Raw genomic sequence first — 19,666 nt, 5'->3', positions numbered from 1 at the left:
TCAGTAGGTTGTACCCAAAGGCACTCGGGGGCGAGTGCCTTTTTTATGCGTAATTTACATATAAAGGTTTCAATGGTGCTTGTTAATAAGTATTAGAATAAGGATCTTCTGGGTTTTATTCTGTTGATTCATGCTACTTACATTAATTAAATAGTACAATATTTAATTAAAAAGGTTATTATTATTTATTCATTTACTATTAGTGAAATAATTAATGGGGAAAGAATAAGTGATATACAGCATCTTGAATGAGATTTGTCAATATAGAGCATCAATACCTGATCCTATTGTTAGCAGCTCTGATTTTGCTAAAAAAGCAAAGATTCTATTGAATAAATTAAAAAATGAACTAGAAAGTATTGTAGATGGTTCACAGTTTTCAATAAAAATATCTTCTGGTGTAGGTAATTTCCCTGTAGTTTGGCACGTATGTCTATTACCAAAAGCTCAAAAGGTGTCCAATGGGATTTACGTTGCTATTTGTATAGATAAATATGGTAGAGGTGCTGTAATTGGGTGTGGTGAGTCTAAAACTACACCTAAAGGTTTACCTATTGTCATTAGAAAAAACAAAAATAGCAAATTAGATTTAGATGTTGATGGCGGTGGTAAAAATACACAATACAACAATGTGTTTTGCAATCCTGAATCTTTTTATGTGAAGAAGAAACCGACAGATCACGATGATAAACTTTTAATAGAACATATTAAAAACTCAATGGAAATAGCTGGTTTTTTTATAAAAAAATTAGAGAGTAAAGAAATTGTTTATAATCCAGACAATAAAACAACCACGTTAGAATTTTCAGCATTAGCGTTGCCTGATAATATTCCGGATAAAGTTAAGCTAGGGCTGGAATCATCTAACGATAAAAACCTAGATATTCCATCTAAAGAGTATGTTTTGCGTTCTATATTACAAAGGCGAGGCCAGGGACTGTTCCGAGAAAAGCTATTATTGGCATATAAAAATAAATGTGCAGTAACCGGTTGCCAGTTCCAAGAAATACTTGAGGCTGCTCATATTCAAGCTTATTCCGAAGTTGGTCAGGAAGGAAACACAATAAATAATGGTATATTACTAAGAGCAGATATTCATACTTTATTCGATTTGGGATTATTAAAAATAAATGAAAATTATACTGTAGAATTAAGTAATGATTTATCCCAGATTGATGATTATAAAAATTATCAAGGGAAAAAAATAAACTTACCTATAAATAAAGATGATAGGCCTTGTAAGCTAAAACTAGCAGAGAAATATAAAAAATACAAATAGATTTTATGCTTTCTTTATCATAATGAGCCTAATAAGTACAGTTATAACAACTGTGCTTATTGATAAATATCAGCTTCACTGAAAATAATATAGTATTTATTGTCTAGTATATTATTACCTATCGTACTCAATAAAGATATTTTAAAATAGCGATAAGCATTATTTTTGATTAGCTGACCAGCAAGCGTACACTGGCGTACAAGCTTATTGGCTTGATTTGAACCATGGCCAACAAAAGAAAACCAATCTTAAACGCAAGCAAAAGCCTAAAAAAGAGAAATCGAGCAAAAAAGAGGGTGATTACATCGAGGGTGCCGAGGGTAACGTTTTTGTGATGCGACAAACCTTTAAAAACGAGCAATCCGCTAAACGTGTCGCCGCGGCCAAGTGGTCAAAATTACAAAGAGGCGTAGCAGAATTTAATATCACTTTGGCCGAGGGGCGCGCAGACCTTTACCCTGAAATGCCAGTGACTGTGACAGGCTTTAAACCGACTATTGATAGTCACCAGTGGGTGGTTAGCCGTGTTGTTCATCAAATCGATGGTCACGGCTTTATCACAAGTTTGGAGTTAGAAATAAGGATCAAAGATGTTGGTATTGAATGAGGAGTAAACTCATTAGAGGTTCTGTTAATATTATAAACTTATCCTTTTCAACTAGACTTACATCGTCATTGTTGACAAATATACATTTAGGGGGAGTTTTTTCAGGTCTAAAGAAATCAAATTCAATTCTTGTGGTTAATGATTTAATATCATCATAGTTACAAAAGATAGAATGCGTTGGTGTTTGAAATGCATTGAAAGCAGTCATTTGAATTTTATTCAGTGTTGCAGGAATAGGTGTGTCAGCATCATGCCATTTTTTTGCTGTTATTTCGATTTTGTTTTTATTAATGAAATGTATGGAGTCAAAGGTTTTATAAGCCAGAAGGTTAAGAATATTAGTGGTGAAAGATAAAAATATTAAATACAGTGATAGATAAACAGTCTTTTTTATGATTCCAATGTTTGGGAGTAAAAGTATCACGTTTGGAATTGTATATAAGATAAGGCACAAGCTAACAAATGGTATGAAAGCATCTTCTAATTGCATTTCACCATCAAGGTTATTTACTAATGCAGAGATAGATAGTATAGACATAGGAATGATAAGCAGTGAAAACAATAATAGCATTATAAATCTATCACGATTTGTTATTCGGTTGTTGCCTTTTTTACTTCTGAAAATATCTTTAAATTCATTAGGGTGTGTCATGAAATAAGGTATTTTTGTTATTGTTTGGAAGGTCTTTTTCACTAAACTGAATAATGCTTTTTGGGCTTTTTTGAAATTAAAAACAGTTTCGGTTAGTACAAATGAAAGGCAAAGAAAGTAAGGCACAGATGCTAAATGATATTTTTTCTCGCTAAAATAACTATAAACTATAATAAAACCAATTGTTAAAAATAAAATGCTAATAGTTTTGTATAAAAGAATTTTGTAAAAATTTAGTTTTATTTTTATGATTTTAACATTGTTCTTGTATCGTAATATTAGTAGTACCATTACTATAAATGTCATGAATGCCATGAGTGTCACATATTTGGGATGATCCACCGTTAAATAAATCATAGAAAATATTACAATTGGACTTATACATATTGATAGTAAATAACTCCAAATAGATAATCTAAAGTTTTGCTTTATATTATTATCATTGGTTATTTCAATGGATAGATTAATAAATTTAAATGTTAAAAATGGAAGACTATAAAATATAAACGTAAAAACAAACCAAGCGATAGAAATAAATATCAGATAAGGGAATAAGTAGCTCTCTTGTAATAAAAAAGAAAAGAAATTTTGAGCATTCAGTGTACTAAGATAAATAAATAATATTATGGGTGATATAAGGACAGATACGGATATCAATAATGTGATTTTAGAAGAATATGAACCTTTAGACATATAATAAAATCCTTTTAATTGATTTTTGTGATGAATAGATTAACCTAACTTAAGGCATACTCCAAACCCAAGGTTAAAAAATGGCGTTCAATTGTCCCCTGTGTGGCGCTGTGATCTATACCAAAACCAGTAAATCCATGAGCAGTGAAACCCGTAGAAGCTATCACCAATGTCAAAACATGCTGTGTGGCTGCTCTTTTACGACAATAACCTCAGTGGAGGTCTATCTAACAAAAACAATTCCACAAGAGTTACCAGAAGGTTTTGAGATCCAGATAGATGAGCTACCTAGATCACATCGAGGAGAGAAACAGATGGAGATGTTTTGATAAACAGTATTATATTAATAACTTGATTAAGATAATAAGGAATGTTGAATTTTGAAAATTTTAAATACAAACAGGGAGTTAAAATCTAATTTAAAAAGGATGATTTCATGTTATAAGTATATTTCTTTTGGTGTTGCATGGGCTACGTCAAAAACGGATTTATATGAGTTGCTTCTTAGCCACAAAAATAAGATAAAAATAGGTGTCATTGGAACTCACTTTTACCAAACGCATCCGGATGTTTTAGATGATTTTTGTATGTCTAAAAAGGTTAAATTCATCTTACAGCCTAATGGAGTTTTCCACCCTAAAATATATCTTTTTTGGAATGATGAATATGATTGGAGCGTAGTTATCGGTAGTGCGAATTTTACATATGGCGCCATGGAAAAAAATACAGAATTATGTGTATTAATCCAGCAAGACGATTCGAATTATGAGCTTGAATATTTTGTTGGTCTAATAAGTAATTATGAAAAAAATGCCCAAAGTATTACTGTAAATGAGGCGAAGAGATATAGAAATATCTGGAATGTTAGATCACGATCCTTAATGAAAATTGCAGAAGTCTATAATAAAAGTAAAAATACTAATATATTACATAGTAAAGTATTAACAATGGATTGGAATGAGCTATATAAAGAAATACAAAATGATCCATATCATGGGTTTAAAGACCGAATAAATTTGTTAAAAAAAATAAATTATTATTTTGAGGGGAATGTACATTTCTCAAATATGGATGTAGGTGTCAGATGTGGTATAGCAGGGCTTAGAAGTGAAGAAATAAAAAATTGGGCTTGGTTTGGTTCCATGATCGGGGCTGGGAAATATTATAATGCCATTAATTCAAATAACATAAATATATCTAATGCACTAGATGAAATATCGTTAAGTGGAACGATAACGAGAGATTCTTACTTGGAATATGTTGAATTGTTTAAGCGAGCGTTTCCTGAAGGGCGGGATGGCGTTGGTATTGCCACACGGCTATTATCTATGAAACGACCTGACCAGTTTATTTGTTATAATGAACAGAATAAAAAAGGGCTTGCAGAAGAGTTCTGTTTATCTAAGCGTAACTTAAATTATGAGGAATATTGGGATTTGATTATTGAAAGAATCATGGATACTCCTTGGTGGAACTCTGAATGGCCATCCTCAGGAATTGAACGAAGTGCATGGCAAGGCCGAGTAGCGATGCTCGATGTTCTATTTTATAAAGAAAAATAATTATGTTCAATGATAATACTGAATACGAATTATCAAGAGGAAGCGACATAGTTAGGGATGGCATGTTCCTTGAATTAACTGTTGCAAATACTAACCCAATATTACAACTCGCTGAAGTCTTTTACTCGGATGTTACCCTCCAATTTACATTAACTTGTTTTGAGCCGAACATTCCTCTTGAGGTAATTGAAACTTTGATTGAGCAAGCTAAAAAACTCCTCCCACCCATTGAAAAATAAGCAAAATAAAAAGCCTCTCATCAAAAGAGACTTTATAAGTGTGGTCAATATGTGGACATTAACCATTGACTAAATCCATTTAAATCAATTGTTTAAATCACTTTTAGAACGCCGCACTTAGCGCCTTTGATTACCTCATCCGCACAAGTACCAGAACCGCTGAAGAGGTGTAAATCATACCAATTCAGTAGGTTGTACCCAAAGGCACTCGGGGGCGAGTGCCTTTTTTTATGCTGAATTATTGCAAATTTATGCAGTTCATGGACTGATTCCCTTTCAATTTACTGTAAATCCTCTAAGTCGCTAAGAAAGATTTGTCACGAATAGTAATAACCTCTATATATATGTTTTATGTGATAAATAATGTATTAATTATTATTTAACCAAACAAATAGTTATCACATGTTATCGTCTTGATTAATCATGCAAATGATTCAAGGGTTATTGAAATCTTTCTTAAGGGTAAATTTGATGTCTTTCAAGCTTCGGTATCTTGCGTTATTACCTCTACTTGTCGTTGCGGGTTGTCAGCAGCCAGCTAACATGAAAGCTGTTGCATCAGAAAGTGCGCAGGTACAGCCAATTGCGGTGAATAATGCATGGATAGAAATATCACGTAGTGCATTAGAGTTTAATATCAAAAAAGTGCAAAATTTGCTTGGCGATAAGTCTTCGTTATGTGCGGTCCTGAAAGGGGATGCCTATGGGCACGATCTCTCTTTAGTTACACCTATTATGATCGAAAATAATATTCAGTGCATTGGTGTAACAAATAACCAAGAATTAAAAATGGTCAGAGATCTCGGCTTTAAAGGTCGATTAATGCGAGTACGTAATGCTACTGAACAAGAGATGCAGCAAGCAACGCAATATGATGTTGAAGAGTTAATTGGTAACCTTGATATGGCCCAACGTCTTAATGCGATTGCTCAAAAACAAGGAAAGACAGTACGTATTCATTTAGCACTAAATTCGGGTGGAATGTCGCGTAATGGTCTGGAAGTGGCTAATGCGGCTGGATTAAATGAAGCAAAACTGATTTCTCAACTACCTCAATTAAAAATTGTTGGGATCATGTCACATTATCCAGAAGAAGATGCTCTGCAAATTAAAAAAGATTTAGCGCGTTTTAATCAGCAATCTCAGAAGGTATTGGAGATGACAGGATTAGATCGTAAAGATGTAACACTGCACGTTGCGAATACATTTGCAACCATTACAGTACCTGAATCATGGCTAGATATGGTGCGTGTAGGTGGTATTTTTTATGGTGACACTATTGCTACTGACGAATACAAGAGAGTGATGACGTTTAAGTCAAATATTGCTTCTGTAAATCATTATCCTAAAGGGAATACCGTGGGTTATGACCGTACTCATACGCTAAAACGTGATTCTGTATTAGCGAACATACCGGTTGGTTATGCAGATGGTTATCGTCGAGTGTTTAGTAATGCTGGTTATGCTTTGATCGGTGGTCAGCGTGTACCTGTCTTAGGCAAGACATCAATGAATACAGTAATGGTTGATGTAACTGATTTAAAGCAAGTTAGACCAGGCGATGAAGTCGTCTTTTTTGGCAAACAGGGCAATGCTGAAGTCACAGCAGAACAAATTGAAGATATCAGTGGTGCATTATTTACTGAAATGTCAATTCTGTGGGGGGCTACGAATCAACGTATATTAGTTGATTGATAGCCAAAGGGCAGCCAATTTTGGCTGCTTTTTCTTATTTATCAAATTAATGGATATCGGTGTGACTACGATAAATAAGCTCTAATTGCGGATGTGACCATAAACTTGCTGGCGTTACGGTTGCTCGTTCCCATGGTATATCACCGATAAACCATAACTTCCAAAAATTCAGTTTGGCATTTGGGTTTTTAGCTAATAGATCTTTAAAGGTTTGAATTTCACCTACTTTGATAGAAAGGGCAGATTGGTATATATCAAATACGAATTTTGAACAAAATTGGCGAGAAGAATAGTAGTCAAAGCCGGTATGATAAAATTTATTGAGCCTTGATGGGACTTCGGCGACTAAAGCCGCTTTTTGTACGTCAGTAAGGTGGCTAGTTAGCCGGCGTATTCCATACCTTTTTTCTGCGGAACGCTGAATAAAGCGAGTCAAAGTCGTGACGGTTGATAAAGGCACTCGACTCTCTGCAACTAAATAATCCTGTCCATTATGACCAATAATTAAACCGACATGATTACTCCAACACTGAGAGGCGGAGGCAATTTGGCGAAATAAAGTAGTACCAATACTTGTAAAAACAATATCACCAACTTCAAGGTCTTTGGGAGGATTGTTATTCGTCATTTCGATACCTCAACATTTTGTTTAATTGATTGCATGATAGTGTTTAATGTTTAAGGTGGAAATCAAAGCTTGTCTTAAAATTGTGATTTGAACCCTAAATTTTACTTACGTTGAGAGTTTGTTGATTAAATGACATTTAGTCGCCGTAAGGCATTACTTAATTCGATGATATTATTGGTAATATCGGTTTCAGTGTGAGCGGCATAACCAAATAAAATCCCGTTATTATGTCGACTTTTAATACAATAACGAGATAACGGTTGAACCCCAAACCCTAATTGATAACAGGCAGATAAGATAAGTTGCAAATTGATCCCCGCTTTTAGCCAACATACGGCATGGATACCTGAATCAGTTCGCTGTACTTCAAATATATTAGGCAAGTAGGTATTAATAGCATCGATTAATGCGTTTTGACGTGAATAACATATTTTGCGAATTTTTCGCACGTGACGAGCATAGTGACCTTCTTGAATAAATTGTGCTAAAGCCGCTTGTTCCAGATAACCAGAATGGCTATCACTGTAATACTTCATCATGGTAAAAGGTTCTATCAGAACTTCTGGTACAATTAGAAAACCTAAGCGAAAACCGGGATACATCATTTTGGAAAAGGTGCCGGCATAAATAACTCGTTGGTAGGTATCTAGGCCTTGTAGTGCTTGAATCGGCTTGGATAAATAACGAAATTCGCTATTGTAGTCATCTTCAAAGATCCAAGCATTATTCTTTTGAGCCCACTCTAATAACGCGAGACGCCTCGCTAGACTGAGCGTTGTACCTAATGGGAACTGATGGGATGGCGCAGTGTATATCAGGTTAGCATTGGGGTAATGTTGCATGGCAAATTCAATATCCATGCCTTCATCATCTGAATGAACGGGTGATATATGCGCACCTGAAGCAGTTAAAATAGCTCGTGCACTATCATATCCAGGGTCATCTAACCAGACTGAGTTCCCTTTGTGTAGTAAAACATTCGCAGTAAGGTTAATTGCTTGTTGGGTACCATTTACAATAATAATTTGTTCTGCTCGGCAGTTAACCCCTCGGGTTGAGTGTACATAATCGACTAATATTTTTTTGAGTGGTGGATAGCCGTCAGGGTGGTTGTAATAGGGAATGTCTTGTTTTGACTTCCGCCAAACTCTTCCGAGTAATCTGCCCCATAAATCATGGGGAAACTGATCAACGCAGCCAATACCAATATTGAACATTTGTCGTTGATTTGTATTAGGCCGAGAATTTTTCCACAATGTCGTTAAATGACTGATCATTGGGTTGAGATTAGGGGCAGAATATAGAGGGTGGTTAAGGTAATTGGTTTTAGAGGTTAACTTAACTAACTCATCAGGTAGGGTGGTGGCGACATAGGTGCCTGATCCTGCTTTGGTGATGAGATAGCCTTCGTCTATTAAGCGTTCATAGCCGGCAATGACTGAGTTGCGAGAAATAGACATCATTTCCGCGAAAGCACGGCTTGAAGGTAATTTGATACCCGCGCTGAGCCTACCATCTAAAATGGCATTTCTAATCGTATGGTAAACACTTTCTTTGATGCCACCAGATTGCAAAAGCAGGTGAGGAAAGTGAGCTTGTGGTTTACGCCTCATCAAAGTGGATCCTAAATAAATATCAAAAGTGTATCTTATTTAGTACCAGATTGATAGGTAACATAGCGCCATTGTTTATCTATCGAGTTATAAAGGATACATTATGAATAACAATGCGTTACCTATTACTGTTAAGTTCGTTTTACCTGATCATTATTCACAATGGTTAGTGTATTGGTTGCAATATCAAGAATTTTACAACGTAGATTTAAGTGAAGAAGTGACCCTAAAAACATGGGCGCGTTTTTTTGATGAAAATGAACCGATGTATTGTGCTGTAGCACTTGAAAATGACAAAGTCGTAGGTTTTGTTAATTACCTTTATCATCGTTCTACGTGGGCGGAAAATCATTTCTGTTATTTAGAAGATTTATTTGTTTCACCGGAGGTAAGGGGCCGTCAGGTTGGCAAACATCTCATTGAATTTGTTCACGAACAAGCTCAAAAGCAGGCTTGTGGCCGTTTATATTGGCATACGCAAGAAACGAATTTACGAGGCCAACGTTTATATGATTGGGTAGCTGAAAAACCAGGGGTTATTGAGTATAGAATGCCATTGTAATATCGTAATCACTCATTCATTGAATGACTTAATAAAAACGTTCTATTCTATTCCGTAAACGATTCAGGTCGTTTCTTACCCCCACCATTTTAGCAAGTGGCGGGGGTTATTTTACCATTCACACCTTTTCGGTCATGTCAGGCAAAGTTAAAAGACATTTTTTATGCCCTTATTGTATTAAGGGCCAATATGATGAAGAAAATAGCTATTCAACAGCTTATTTAAGTGAGATTAATTGATTCCTGACTTCCATGAGAGCAAAACCTAATAGATTTAGCCCTTTCCACGTAAGTGGGTTATCGATATTTTCATGATCTTCAGCGAGACCTATTCCCCATATCTTATCGACTGGACTTGCTTCTACTAAGACTCGCTCATTGGTATTTAATAAAAACTGTTGTAAGGCTTCATTTTGTGAAAATTTGGCTAAATTGGCTGCAATGACAATATTAAACCTGTGGGCATCCCAAATATCTTGGTTAAATCCTCGAACTTCGCGGCCAAATGCTTTTGCTGCACCAGGGTTAGGGGCATGAATAATTTTCTCTCGTGTTTCATGATCGTTAAACAGCTTTGCTTTTTCTGCCATCATAAAATGTTCGGCACTTGCAAAACGATGTCCTTCTACTGTAAAAGCAGCTGGATACCATTGGCTGAAACAACTTTTAGTAATGAGAGTTGACTTTGATTGATGTCCCCAAAAAAAGATATATTTAAATTTTTTACCTGCTCGATATTGTTTACGAAGAGTTTCAATGTTCATAATAAATTATTCTAATAATACGTTATTGTTGAGAGTATCGATGAACAAACTAAAATACTATCGGAAATCGCTGTATTTATAGGGGAGTACAGTAATTTGCCATGCCATGATCAGATAGAGCAATGTAAAAACTATGCTTGTCTTCTGCTGTATAAAAACAAAAATGTGAGGTGTCATACACTTTTCATAAATATCTTCAATGACAGTATATCAATAAGAAAATAGCGCCACTTTTACCTAACTGTCACATTTTGTTAACGATACAGTGTTGCTTCTTATTGGTTAACAGTTATTAACGACAGTAAAGTATAAAAATATGGAACAGGTATTATTAGTTTTATGGCCGCTGTTTGCATTGATAGCAATGGGGTTCGTGCTGCGTCGTTCGTCAATGATATCAACGGACTTTTGGCCCAGCGCTGAAAAATTGAATTATTTTATTTTGTTTCCAGCTTTGCTGATTAATAGTTTAGGTAGTGCACCGCTTGATAGCCCTAAATTACCATATCTAGCGGGAGCAATATTTTTTGTTCTAGCAATAAGCAGTGTATTAGTTTTAATTTTTAAATTCATTTTTAACATGTCAATACCTCGATTTGGTGCGCATATTCAAGGTATCACTCGGTTTAATACCTATTTAGGCCTTGCTATTATTGCTGATTTATTTGGAACTGATGGGATCGCCATTGCTGCCGTTATTATGGCTATATTAGTGCCAAGTTGTAATGTTATTGCTGTATTAGCATTAACATCGGGTTCAAAAGTCTCTTTTAAGCAACTGTTTTTACCTATTATTAAAAACCCACTGATCTTATCGTGTTTGATTGGTATTTTACTGAATCTATCGCCAATCGGGTTGCCTTTTGGGTCAGACCAATTATTAAAATTACTTGCAGCGGCAAGCTTACCATTGGGGCTAATTTGTATTGGAGCTGCATTGCAAACATCAACACTGAGAAAAGAATTTAAACCTTTAATGACCTCAACGTTGTTACGTTTGTTAGCTATGCCTGTTTTAGCTGTTTTCACTGCGAAACTCTTTTCATTACCTGAGTTTGAAACGGTGCTATTTGTCATTTTCTTTGCGATACCTACGGCACCTACAGCATATATTTTAACGCGTCAATTAAATGGTGATAGTCAGCTTATGGCTGGAATTATCACATTACAGACGGTAATTGCGGTAATCACATTACCTTTAGTGCTTACTCAGATAATACATTAACTCGTTTTTATTATTTCCGGCTTAAATAAAGTATTCATTATGATGAGTACTTTATTTATATATCGGATTATTACTGGAAATAATGGTTGAAATGTAGGCTGAAAGAGTGTTGTCAGATAAAAACCAAGCAGTAGAATTTAACATAAGTAAGCCTACAAGTGGCTTATTTTCAGACAATAAACCGCGAATATATATTCGTCTCGTAAAAGAGAATGTTCATCTGTAGATTATAAGTAGAGAGGCTTGTTTGATAAATGCTAAAGACATACACTGCGTAACAGAGAAACAATGTTATCCGATAAGGGGTTATGCGTGTCTTTAGAAAAATGCCAAAAATATGAAAATTTGTCTATTGATGAGGTATTAGACAAGCTGTCATTGCTATATACCAACGCCATTGATTCCTTAAGAAATTCGATTGCGGCCTACATTAATAGCGGGCAGTTGCCTAGTGCAGAGGCTCGAAAAAAAGGGTTATTTGCGTATCCAGAGTTGTGTGTAGAATGGCGAGGACAAGTCGACCACTGCGAAAAAACGAGAGCATATGCACGTTTTGTCAAACCAGGGCAGTATAGCATCACGATTACGCAACCTGATTTATTTCGTCAGTATTTAACTGAGCAGTTGGGTATTTTACAGCAGGATTATGATATCACTTTTTCTGTTCGCCCATCACAAACAGAAGTGCCATACCCATTTGTTATCGATGGTTCAGATTTAGTGCTAGATAGAAGTATGAGTAGTAGCCTTGCCACTCATTTCCCTATTACAGACCTGGCCGATATCAGTGATGATATAACAGATGGTTTGGTTCAAGCGACGGATGAAATGCCGCTTTCACACTTCGATGCATTACGTGTGGATTTTTCGCTAGCGAGACTTAAACATTACACAGGCACTCCACCGGAACATGTCCAGCCCTATATCTTATTTACCAACTATAATCGCTATGTTGATGAGTTTGTCAGTTGGGCTTGCGAACAAGTACGGGATCCTAATAGCCGTTATAGCGCATTATCCTGTGTTGGTCATCACTATTTAACGGCAGAAAATGCCGATCCACAAACAGCAACATCTGACCTTACTTGGAAGAAATTCCAAATGCCAGCATATCATTTGATAGCAAAAGATGGTGTAGGAATTACGCTAGTCAATATTGGTGTTGGGCCATCAAATGCTAAAAATATTTGTGACCATTTAGCGGTATTACGGCCTCATGCATGGTTAATGATAGGCCATTGTGGCGGGCTACGTGAAAGCCAAAAAATCGGTGATTATGTATTAGCGCATGCCTATTTGCGTGATGATCATATTCTAGATGATGTATTGCCACCGGATATTCCCATTCCAAGTATCGCTGAGGTACAAAGAGCGCTGTACGATGCAACGAAACAAGTTAGCAATATGCCGGGCGAATTAGTTAAACAACGCTTGCGGACAGGAACGGTTGTCACAACCGATGATCGTAACTGGGAATTGCGTTTTTTTGCGACAGCTCGACGTTTTAGCTTAAGTCGTGCGGTTGCCGTAGATATGGAAAGCGCAACAATTGCTGCGCAAGGTTATCGTTTTAGGGTGCCATATGGCACATTGTTGTGTGTTTCAGATAAACCATTACACGGCGAAATAAAGTTACCGGGACAAGCCAATAGTTTTTATGAGGGGGCTATCTCGGAACATTTACAGATCGGAATTCGAGCCATTGACTTGTTGAGACAAGAAGGTGATAAGTTACACTCAAGAAAGTTAAGAACATTTGATGAGCCTCCTTTTAGATAGGGTCTAATCGCGAGTCATTAAGTCATGTTGAGATGTGATTAAGCGAGTTATTAACGATATGGTTGATGAACTAGATATTTCTAAAGTCAGTGAGTTATCAGGCTTACCGCCATCAACGCTGCGTTATTATGAAGAAAGAGGGTTGATTACTCCGATTGGTCGTAAAGGCTTAAAACGAGTTTATCATGCTAAAGAGGTCATGACTCGCTTATCACTGATTTCTTTGGGGCGTGAGGCTAAATTTTCGCTCGATGAGATAGGGGCTATGTTGAACCAAAAAACGGGTCCAAGTATTGATCGCAGCCATTTAATAGCCAAAGCAGAGGAAATTCAAAAAATGATTGAAGACCTGACTGTTTTGAAGAATGGCATATTGCATATCGCGCAGTGCCCTGAAGAAAACCATCTTGAATGCTCTAAATTTCAAAAAATTATGTCGATAGGTTTACGAACGAATAGAAAACTCAATAAATAGGTCATATTTTATTGACTGTTAGATGGGATTATCCCATTTTTGATAACAATCTATCCCATTATCATGCATAGAAAGCCCTTTAGATCTTAACTACACTTGGATCATCACTGTATTGATTTAAAGGGTCATATGTCTGCTCACTTTCTCGCATTTGAAAAACCAATTGTCGAACTTAATGAAAAAATCGACGCTTTAGTGGCTTTTAAAAATAATAGCCAACAGTCTGATATTAATTTTGATGAAGAGATTAAATTACTTGAGAAAAAATGTCTTACGTTAACGAAAAAAATCTTTTCGCAGCTAGGTGCTTGGGAAATTGTGCAAGTAGCTAGGCATCCCATGAGGCCTTATACCCTTGACTATATCTCGCTTATTTTTACTGAGTTTAAAGAGTTAGCTGGAGATAGAGCTTTTGCAGATGATAAGGCGCTTGTTGGTGGTTTAGCGCGTCTTGAAGGTCAGCCTGTTATGGTTATTGGCCAACAAAAAGGGCGTACCACGAAAGAAAAAGTGATGAGAAATTTTGGTATGCCTTCACCTGAAGGGTATCGTAAAGCATTGCGCTTAATGAAAATGGCAGAGCGTTTTCATCTGCCGGTTGTGATATTCATTGATTCAGCGGGAGCTTATCCAGGAATTGGTGCTGAAGAGCGGGGGCAAGCGGAGGCGATAGCGAGAAATATCCAAGAAATGTCGCATTTAAAAACCCCCATTATTTGTGTGGTCACCGGAGAAGGTTGTTCTGGTGGTGCATTAGCTATTGGTGTCGGTGATCGGATTAATATGTTGGAATACAGCACTTATGCAGCCATCTCACCAGAAGGCTGTGCATCGATTCTTTGGAAAGATGCACAAAAAGCACAAGTTGCGGCTGAAATCATGGGTATGACAGCGAAACGACTGAAAGAGCTTAATATTATTGACGCTATTATTGCTGAGCCACTTGGTGGCGCGCATCGCGATTATGCACAGGCAGGGGAAAATTTAAAACAACAACTCCTGACTGACCTTGCAATACTAAATAAACTGGACATGGAAACTTTATTAGCGGAACGTTATCAAAAAATTATGGCTATTGGTTATTGTTAATGTGATGAATTTGACTAAATTGCCTGTGTGTTTTGTGGATAGAAGTAAAAGGAAAGATAAAATCGATACTTGCGTGATATAGTGATATCCATCGATACCAGCAGACAGCGGGGGATACTGTGGATATTGATCACTGGGCGAGTGAGTTTGATAATTACTTATTAAAGAATTGGGTTAACCATGATAATGCCCATGATATTTTCCATCTCAGGCGAGTTTGGCGTACAGCACAAACATTGATGGGAGCGTCAGAGCAAGTTAACCCTTTGGTCGTGTTGGTTGCTTGCTATTTCCATGATGTTGTGACTTTGCCAAAAGATCATCCACAAAGAAGCCAAGCATCATCTTTGAGTGCAACGGAAACTCTTCGTATTTTAACAACACATTTTCCGAGTTTACCTAAGCACTATCATGACGCTATTGCTCACTGTATTATTGCCCATAGTTTTAGTGCCAATGTTGAACCGATATCACTAGAAGCAAAAATAGTGCAGGATGCCGATCGGCTAGAAGCGCTTGGGGCCATTGGTTTAGCAAGAGTATTTGCCGTTAGTGGTCAGCTTAATCGCACATTATTTGATGGGGATGATCCTTTTGCCCAAAATAGAGCATTGGATGATAGTCGTTGGGCATTAGATCATTTCCAAGCAAAGTTATTAAAACTCCCAGAAACGATGCAAACGCCAGTGGGTAAATTACTGGCAACACAGAATGCGAACTATTTAGTTCAATTTATGGCGAAATTAAGTGCAGAGTTAAGCGGGAATATCGCTCAATTTGACGATGATATTATTGCGCGGTTTTCATTGGATGTTAATTAACATCTGCTCTTCGTTGAATATGATAAAGAACGGTAATAGGCGTTAAATGTCAGTCGACTTAAATTTACTAAAAGTATTTATTTCTGTGGCTTCACAAGGCAGCTTTGCGCGAGCAGGGCAGCAATTAGCTATGCCAACCTCCAATGTCAGTCGTTGCATCAAACAATTAGAAGCGCAGCTTAATTGCCGATTAATTGAAAGAACAACACGACGTATGCGCTTAACAGAACAAGGTGAGATTCTCTTAAAACATAGCCAAAATCTGTATGCGGAATTGGATGATGTATTGAGTGAAATCAGTCATCGTGAGACTCTAACAGGAACTCTTCGGTTGACTATTCCTAGTGAGGTAGGAAGCCTATTATTAGCAGAAATCATCGCTGAATTTGCGTTGCGACATCCTCAATTAACCATCCATTGTGATACTCAATTAATGCCTTTAGATGTGATTGATGACGGTATTGATTTGTTATTCACTTTTCATCGTGGGGAATTGAAAAATAGTAGTTATCACTCACGAGTCATTAAAAGGTGGCAAAGTGTTGTTGTTGCTGCTCCTCATCTTATAGAACGCACAGGAAGGCCGAAAGCGATAACAGACTTAGCAAATATGCCCTGTATTTCAAGTTTGAGTGCGATATCAGGGCAGCCTTGGGTATTTATTGATAACCAACAACATACCCAAAAAGTCACTATTAACAGTCAATATCGTGTTAATAGCGGTATTTTAGCTAAGGCTGCTGCGTTAAAAGGCATTGGTTATGCCATTTTAGCGATGGCGCCGTGCCAAGCTGAAATAGAGCAAGGGTTGCTTGAGGTCATTCACTTTAATGAAAGTCCCGCACCAATTGAATTACGAGCAATTTATGCAAGCCGCCGTTCGTTATCACCAAAAATTGATGCTTTTATGCAGCATTTGATGCAATCAGTGGATACTATGACCCCGTAGAGCTGCATAGATTAAAGCGTAAACGGCCTATTGGTTTAGACAGAAGCACCCCGTAATTTCACGGTCAAACCCTTTAAAAAATAGCGCAATAATTGGTCTCCACATTCACGATAATTTTTGTGGTCAGGGTTACGGAACAACGCATTTAATTCCGGTTTGGAGACGCGAAAATCGGCTTTTTGATAGATCTCGATCATGTCTGTATCTTTTAATTCAAAAGCAATACGCAGCTTTTTTAGGATAAGATTATTGGTAAGGCGTGTTTCTATTTTGGGCGCTGGAAAGTTTTCGTTTTTGCCCCGACGAAAATAAATTAATCCATTAAGAAAATGGGCGAGTGCTTTGTCATTACATTCGACATATTCAGGATCATCCTCTTTTTTTAACCAATGGATCATTTCTGTTTTGCTAACCGTTAAGTTAGCCAATTTAACGATTTCAACCATTTGATTATTACTGAGGTCTAGCATGTAGCGAATGCTACGTAAAACATAATTATTAAGCATGGTTATTGATTTCCGTCATTGTTGATTTTCTAAATCAATCACCACAACAGTGCTGAGATTCAAAAATACCGAGTGGATTTGAGGGGGGCATACTAGAGCGTTATGCTATTTTTATCAATAAGAGGATGCGTAAAGACAATGATTTCGTCTACGTTTACGCATCCCGTGTCATGGAATGTTAGCCAATAAAATATATAAGGCTATAGAAGAAGGCTAAGGTTAATCCAACCGTTAATAGCATATTTTTGAGTAATGACGCGGCAATCACACAAAATAATGCCCCCCATAGATATGGATTATCAGGAAAACTCCGCAATTCATGGTTTTCTAAAAGAATAACAGGAGCACAGATCGCAGTTAATAAGCAAGGTGCTGAATAACTCAATGCTTGTTTAATAAACAACGGCAGTCTAATCGGCAGCTGAGGAATTAGAAAAACGTAACGTAAAGAAAATACAATGACGGTGAGTATAATAATCAAGAGCCAGATCATTTTTCTTCCTTAAGCATACGAGATACCATAACAGAGACACACATTCCGCCAACGCCTGCAATAACGATAGCACTACTTATCGAATAAAGAGAAAGTATTACAGCGGTCACTAATGAAAAAATAACACCACAAATTGTGCTTATTTTCTTCGTTAAAGGAACAACAATCGCTAATAAGGTTGCTATAACAGAGAAGTCTAAATGCAGGCGACTAAGGTCAGTAATAAAGTTGGCCATCAAAATGCCTAAAAGGCTGGTGATAAGCCAAACAATATAAAAACTAAACCCAGCACCAAATAAATAAGAAAAACTGAGAGGGTGGCGTTTAGCCGCGCTAATTGCAAAGAGCTCATCAGTGAGTAAAAAACCAATACTAAGACGCTTCGTGGTCGAGAAGTTTTTTACATGAGGCCGCATTGTTAAACCATACAGTAAATGCTGTGATGTAATAAAGAAGACCGAAATAATGATCGTAAGATAACCAGCCCCTGAATTAAGTAATCCTAAAGTGACAAGCTGTGCTGCACCAGCAAAGATCATCGCTGACATAGCAACACTTTGCCAAAACGAAAGTCCTGCTTCAACGGCCATTGAACCCGCTAATACTCCCCATGGTATAACCGCTAAATTTAGAGGGGTCATATGCATTGCCCCATTGATAAAAGCACGTTGCCAGTGGCTACGTTGTTGTGAATACATTGATTTAATACCTTTTTTCGACTTGTTATTTTTATGATACTGGCGTAGTGAGTCGCGAGATAGAATAAAATTGCTCTCACAAAGCACAAATTATCACTGATTAGATGAAATAAGATGAATAGTGGAGCTGTCATAATCATTATTAAATACATAAGCATAGCATTAGGCTATGAACATCAAACTTATCGACGCTCAAGACTATGATGATGCTAAAGATGACGAATGTACTGATTTGGTGTGACACCGATAGCTTGCTTAAAATGTCGTGTAAAATGGCTTTGATCAGAAAATCCACAAGAGTTTGAAACATCGGCTGGCTTCACACCTTGTACAAGTAGTTTTTTGGCTTTGTATAATCTTGCTTGTACTAAAAAGGCATGCGGTGTTGTTCCTGTATGTAATTTAAACTGTCGAAGAAAATGCCATTGGCTGAAGCCTGCAATTGTTGCTAACTCACTTAATGAATGCGCTTGTTCTGGCGTACTCATCATAAGGTCGCAAATATCCTGCATACGTTGTCTGGCAGGAGTAATATCATTCAGTCGAAACGGGTTTTTATTATATTTCAAAATAAGCCAGCTGAGTGAAGAGAGTAGTAAGGTTTCTTTGAATAACCTGTTTTCTGGTTGTAGTAATAAGTTAAATAATAAATTTAATTGGGCAGCTAAACCTGCATCCTGAATTACGGCATTAGGAAACCAAGGTGTCACACCATAGTTGTCATTTTTTAAATCTAAGGTTAAGCGCTGAAACATTTCTGGGGTAGGGTAAATCGCTTTGTATGACCAGCCACTTTCAACAGCGGAAGACCCCGTGTGAATTTCATCAGCATTGACGACGATAATATCGCCTTTAGGAGCATAGTGATTCTCACCAGTACGAAAAAATTGTTGAGCACCGTCTTCAATCACACCAATACAAAAACCTTCGTGGCTATGACGAGAAAACTTTTGCTGGTGGTATTGAGCCTGTATCATTTCTAACCCATCCAGCTCTTGTAAATGAAAATAATTAGCGCTTTCCATCTAAATTCCTACTTTTAAAACACCTTAAATAGAGGTATGGCACACAGTGAGATTGACTTAAACGTGTCTTACTTTATACCGCTAATCGTAATAAGTTTCACTCCCACTCTTTTACTCTTTATTTCAGATAATAAATTCAGTTAGTGAGTTTAGTTTGATATAAAAAACTAAAAGATAAACCTTTTTCAATACGATTCTAACTTGAGTTGTTTTGTTGAATGATAAGTCTACCTATAGCGAGATATTTGAAATTATATTATGGATTGATAATCAAATTGTGGATTATTTGACTGTATTTTATTTTAAGATTAGT

General features: G+C 36.8%; 20 protein-coding genes and 1 pseudogene. 13 read left to right on the top strand and 8 right to left on the bottom strand.

Annotation, left to right across the window (positions count from 1 at the left end):
* Positions 1–229: 229 nt before the first annotated feature.
* Entirely contained in the window at positions 230–1,279 is a 1,050-nt protein-coding gene (locus P2E05_RS10415; RefSeq protein ID WP_272692154.1) for an HNH endonuclease, read from the top strand.
* Positions 1,280–1,448: 169 nt separating this feature from the next.
* Positions 1,449–1,886, top strand: a pseudogene (locus P2E05_RS10410) (phage late control D family protein); the annotation flags it as partial.
* Here the strand turns inward: P2E05_RS10410 and P2E05_RS10405 are convergent.
* Positions 1,864–3,231: a hypothetical protein gene (locus tag P2E05_RS10405; RefSeq protein ID WP_276122737.1), complete on the bottom strand. Its 1,368-nt coding sequence runs from the start codon at positions 3,229–3,231 to the stop codon at positions 1,864–1,866. The pseudogene P2E05_RS10410 and the gene P2E05_RS10405 sit on opposite strands and share 23 nt — an antisense overlap.
* Before the next feature lie 80 nt (positions 3,232–3,311).
* On the opposite strand from P2E05_RS10405, the gene P2E05_RS10400 reads away from it, so the two are divergent.
* From P2E05_RS10400 to alr, 4 genes are all read left to right on the top strand, one after another.
* Complete coding sequence (locus P2E05_RS10400) at positions 3,312–3,560, top strand: ogr/Delta-like zinc finger family protein (RefSeq protein ID WP_272677616.1); 249 nt, start codon at positions 3,312–3,314, stop codon at positions 3,558–3,560.
* A gap of 51 nt (positions 3,561–3,611) precedes the next feature.
* Positions 3,612–4,793: a phospholipase D family protein gene (locus P2E05_RS10395; protein ID WP_141173388.1), complete on the top strand. Its 1,182-nt coding sequence runs from the start codon at positions 3,612–3,614 to the stop codon at positions 4,791–4,793.
* Positions 4,794–4,795: 2 nt separating this feature from the next.
* Positions 4,796–5,032, top strand: a complete 237-nt coding sequence (locus P2E05_RS10390) for a hypothetical protein (RefSeq protein WP_141173389.1) — start codon at positions 4,796–4,798, stop codon at positions 5,030–5,032.
* 471 nt (positions 5,033–5,503) lie between these two features.
* Positions 5,504–6,727, top strand: a complete 1,224-nt coding sequence (gene alr, locus P2E05_RS10385; RefSeq protein ID WP_272657724.1) for an alanine racemase — start codon at positions 5,504–5,506, stop codon at positions 6,725–6,727.
* A 46-nt stretch (positions 6,728–6,773) separates the two neighbouring features.
* On the opposite strand, the gene P2E05_RS10380 is transcribed toward alr, so the two are convergent.
* Positions 6,774–7,355 carry a YebB family permuted papain-like enzyme gene (locus P2E05_RS10380; RefSeq protein ID WP_163861800.1) on the bottom strand — a complete coding sequence of 194 codons (582 nt, stop codon included), beginning with the start codon at positions 7,353–7,355 and terminating at the stop codon, positions 6,774–6,776.
* Positions 7,356–7,480: 125 nt separating this feature from the next.
* Positions 7,481–8,968: a PLP-dependent aminotransferase family protein gene (locus tag P2E05_RS10375; RefSeq protein ID WP_163861797.1), complete on the bottom strand. Its 1,488-nt coding sequence runs from the start codon at positions 8,966–8,968 to the stop codon at positions 7,481–7,483.
* Positions 8,969–9,071: 103 nt separating this feature from the next.
* Between P2E05_RS10375 and P2E05_RS10370 the strand changes: the two genes are divergently transcribed.
* Positions 9,072–9,530, top strand: coding sequence for a GNAT family N-acetyltransferase (locus P2E05_RS10370; RefSeq protein ID WP_154623015.1), 459 nt, complete (start codon positions 9,072–9,074; stop codon positions 9,528–9,530).
* A gap of 217 nt (positions 9,531–9,747) precedes the next feature.
* Here the strand turns inward: P2E05_RS10370 and P2E05_RS10365 are convergent, their stop codons facing one another.
* Positions 9,748–10,293: an NADAR family protein gene (locus P2E05_RS10365; protein ID WP_249998764.1), complete on the bottom strand. Its 546-nt coding sequence runs from the start codon at positions 10,291–10,293 to the stop codon at positions 9,748–9,750.
* A 316-nt stretch (positions 10,294–10,609) separates the two neighbouring features.
* On the opposite strand from P2E05_RS10365, the gene P2E05_RS10360 reads away from it, so the two are divergent.
* The 6 genes from P2E05_RS10360 to P2E05_RS10335 all read left to right on the top strand — a co-directional run bounded on the left by P2E05_RS10360 (position 10,610) and on the right by P2E05_RS10335 (position 16,631).
* On the top strand, positions 10,610–11,518 hold the full coding sequence (locus P2E05_RS10360; RefSeq protein WP_154623017.1) for an AEC family transporter: 909 nt from the start codon (positions 10,610–10,612) through the stop codon (positions 11,516–11,518).
* 312 nt (positions 11,519–11,830) lie between these two features.
* A complete protein-coding gene (locus tag P2E05_RS10355) occupies positions 11,831–13,297 on the top strand; it encodes an AMP nucleosidase (protein WP_420794202.1) in 1,467 nt (488 codons plus the stop codon).
* Between the two features lie 58 nt (positions 13,298–13,355).
* Positions 13,356–13,772, top strand: coding sequence for a helix-turn-helix domain-containing protein (locus tag P2E05_RS10350; RefSeq protein ID WP_154623035.1), 417 nt, complete (start codon positions 13,356–13,358; stop codon positions 13,770–13,772).
* 129 nt (positions 13,773–13,901) lie between these two features.
* Entirely contained in the window at positions 13,902–14,861 is a 960-nt protein-coding gene (gene accA / locus P2E05_RS10345; protein ID WP_154623019.1) for an acetyl-CoA carboxylase carboxyl transferase subunit alpha, read from the top strand.
* A gap of 119 nt (positions 14,862–14,980) precedes the next feature.
* A complete protein-coding gene (locus tag P2E05_RS10340; RefSeq protein ID WP_163861791.1) occupies positions 14,981–15,682 on the top strand; it encodes a phosphohydrolase in 702 nt (233 codons plus the stop codon).
* Between the two features lie 46 nt (positions 15,683–15,728).
* Entirely contained in the window at positions 15,729–16,631 is a 903-nt protein-coding gene (locus P2E05_RS10335) for a LysR family transcriptional regulator (RefSeq protein ID WP_272657731.1), read from the top strand.
* A gap of 35 nt (positions 16,632–16,666) precedes the next feature.
* On the opposite strand, the gene P2E05_RS10330 is transcribed toward P2E05_RS10335, so the two are convergent.
* From P2E05_RS10330 to P2E05_RS10315, 4 genes are all read right to left on the bottom strand, one after another.
* The gene (locus P2E05_RS10330; RefSeq protein WP_154623021.1) at positions 16,667–17,137 is read right to left on the bottom strand and encodes a DUF1456 family protein; all 471 of its coding nucleotides are present in this window, start codon (positions 17,135–17,137) and stop codon (positions 16,667–16,669) included.
* A 178-nt stretch (positions 17,138–17,315) separates the two neighbouring features.
* Positions 17,316–17,630: an AzlD domain-containing protein gene (locus P2E05_RS10325; RefSeq protein ID WP_154623022.1), complete on the bottom strand. Its 315-nt coding sequence runs from the start codon at positions 17,628–17,630 to the stop codon at positions 17,316–17,318.
* Entirely contained in the window at positions 17,627–18,328 is a 702-nt protein-coding gene (locus P2E05_RS10320) for an AzlC family ABC transporter permease (RefSeq protein WP_154623023.1), read from the bottom strand. The genes P2E05_RS10325 and P2E05_RS10320 overlap by 4 nt, the downstream gene beginning before the upstream one ends.
* A gap of 209 nt (positions 18,329–18,537) precedes the next feature.
* On the bottom strand, positions 18,538–19,353 hold the full coding sequence (locus P2E05_RS10315; RefSeq protein ID WP_154623024.1) for an AraC family transcriptional regulator: 816 nt from the start codon (positions 19,351–19,353) through the stop codon (positions 18,538–18,540).
* Between the last annotated feature and the right edge of the window lie 313 nt (positions 19,354–19,666).

This window comes from Providencia stuartii (assembly GCF_029277985.1).
GTDB classification, from domain to species: Bacteria; Pseudomonadota; Gammaproteobacteria; order Enterobacterales; family Enterobacteriaceae; genus Providencia; species Providencia zhejiangensis.
Note: the sequence above shows the minus strand (reverse complement) of the source record. Positions and strands in the feature narration are given on the sequence as shown.

Bases quoted from the DNA above. Each gene is read 5' to 3' on its own strand.
- P2E05_RS10405 (WP_276122737.1), bottom strand. From the start codon at position 3,231: ATGTCTAAAGGTTCATATTCTTCTAAAATCACATTATTGATATCCGTA.
- P2E05_RS10400 (WP_272677616.1), top strand. From the start codon at position 3,312: ATGGCGTTCAATTGTCCCCTGTGTGGCGCTGTGATCTATACCAAAACC.
- P2E05_RS10390 (WP_141173389.1), top strand. From the start codon at position 4,796: ATGTTCAATGATAATACTGAATACGAATTATCAAGAGGAAGCGACATA.
- alr (WP_272657724.1), top strand. From the start codon at position 5,504: ATGTCTTTCAAGCTTCGGTATCTTGCGTTATTACCTCTACTTGTCGTT.
- P2E05_RS10380 (WP_163861800.1), bottom strand. From the start codon at position 7,355: ATGACGAATAACAATCCTCCCAAAGACCTTGAAGTTGGTGATATTGTT.
- P2E05_RS10375 (WP_163861797.1), bottom strand. From the start codon at position 8,968: ATGAGGCGTAAACCACAAGCTCACTTTCCTCACCTGCTTTTGCAATCT.
- P2E05_RS10370 (WP_154623015.1), top strand. From the start codon at position 9,072: ATGAATAACAATGCGTTACCTATTACTGTTAAGTTCGTTTTACCTGAT.
- P2E05_RS10365 (WP_249998764.1), bottom strand. From the start codon at position 10,293: ATGAACATTGAAACTCTTCGTAAACAATATCGAGCAGGTAAAAAATTT.
- P2E05_RS10360 (WP_154623017.1), top strand. From the start codon at position 10,610: ATGGAACAGGTATTATTAGTTTTATGGCCGCTGTTTGCATTGATAGCA.
- P2E05_RS10350 (WP_154623035.1), top strand. From the start codon at position 13,356: ATGGTTGATGAACTAGATATTTCTAAAGTCAGTGAGTTATCAGGCTTA.
- accA (WP_154623019.1), top strand. From the start codon at position 13,902: ATGTCTGCTCACTTTCTCGCATTTGAAAAACCAATTGTCGAACTTAAT.
- P2E05_RS10335 (WP_272657731.1), top strand. From the start codon at position 15,729: ATGTCAGTCGACTTAAATTTACTAAAAGTATTTATTTCTGTGGCTTCA.
- P2E05_RS10330 (WP_154623021.1), bottom strand. From the start codon at position 17,137: ATGCTTAATAATTATGTTTTACGTAGCATTCGCTACATGCTAGACCTC.
- P2E05_RS10325 (WP_154623022.1), bottom strand. From the start codon at position 17,630: ATGATCTGGCTCTTGATTATTATACTCACCGTCATTGTATTTTCTTTA.
- P2E05_RS10320 (WP_154623023.1), bottom strand. From the start codon at position 18,328: ATGTATTCACAACAACGTAGCCACTGGCAACGTGCTTTTATCAATGGG.
- P2E05_RS10315 (WP_154623024.1), bottom strand. From the start codon at position 19,353: ATGGAAAGCGCTAATTATTTTCATTTACAAGAGCTGGATGGGTTAGAA.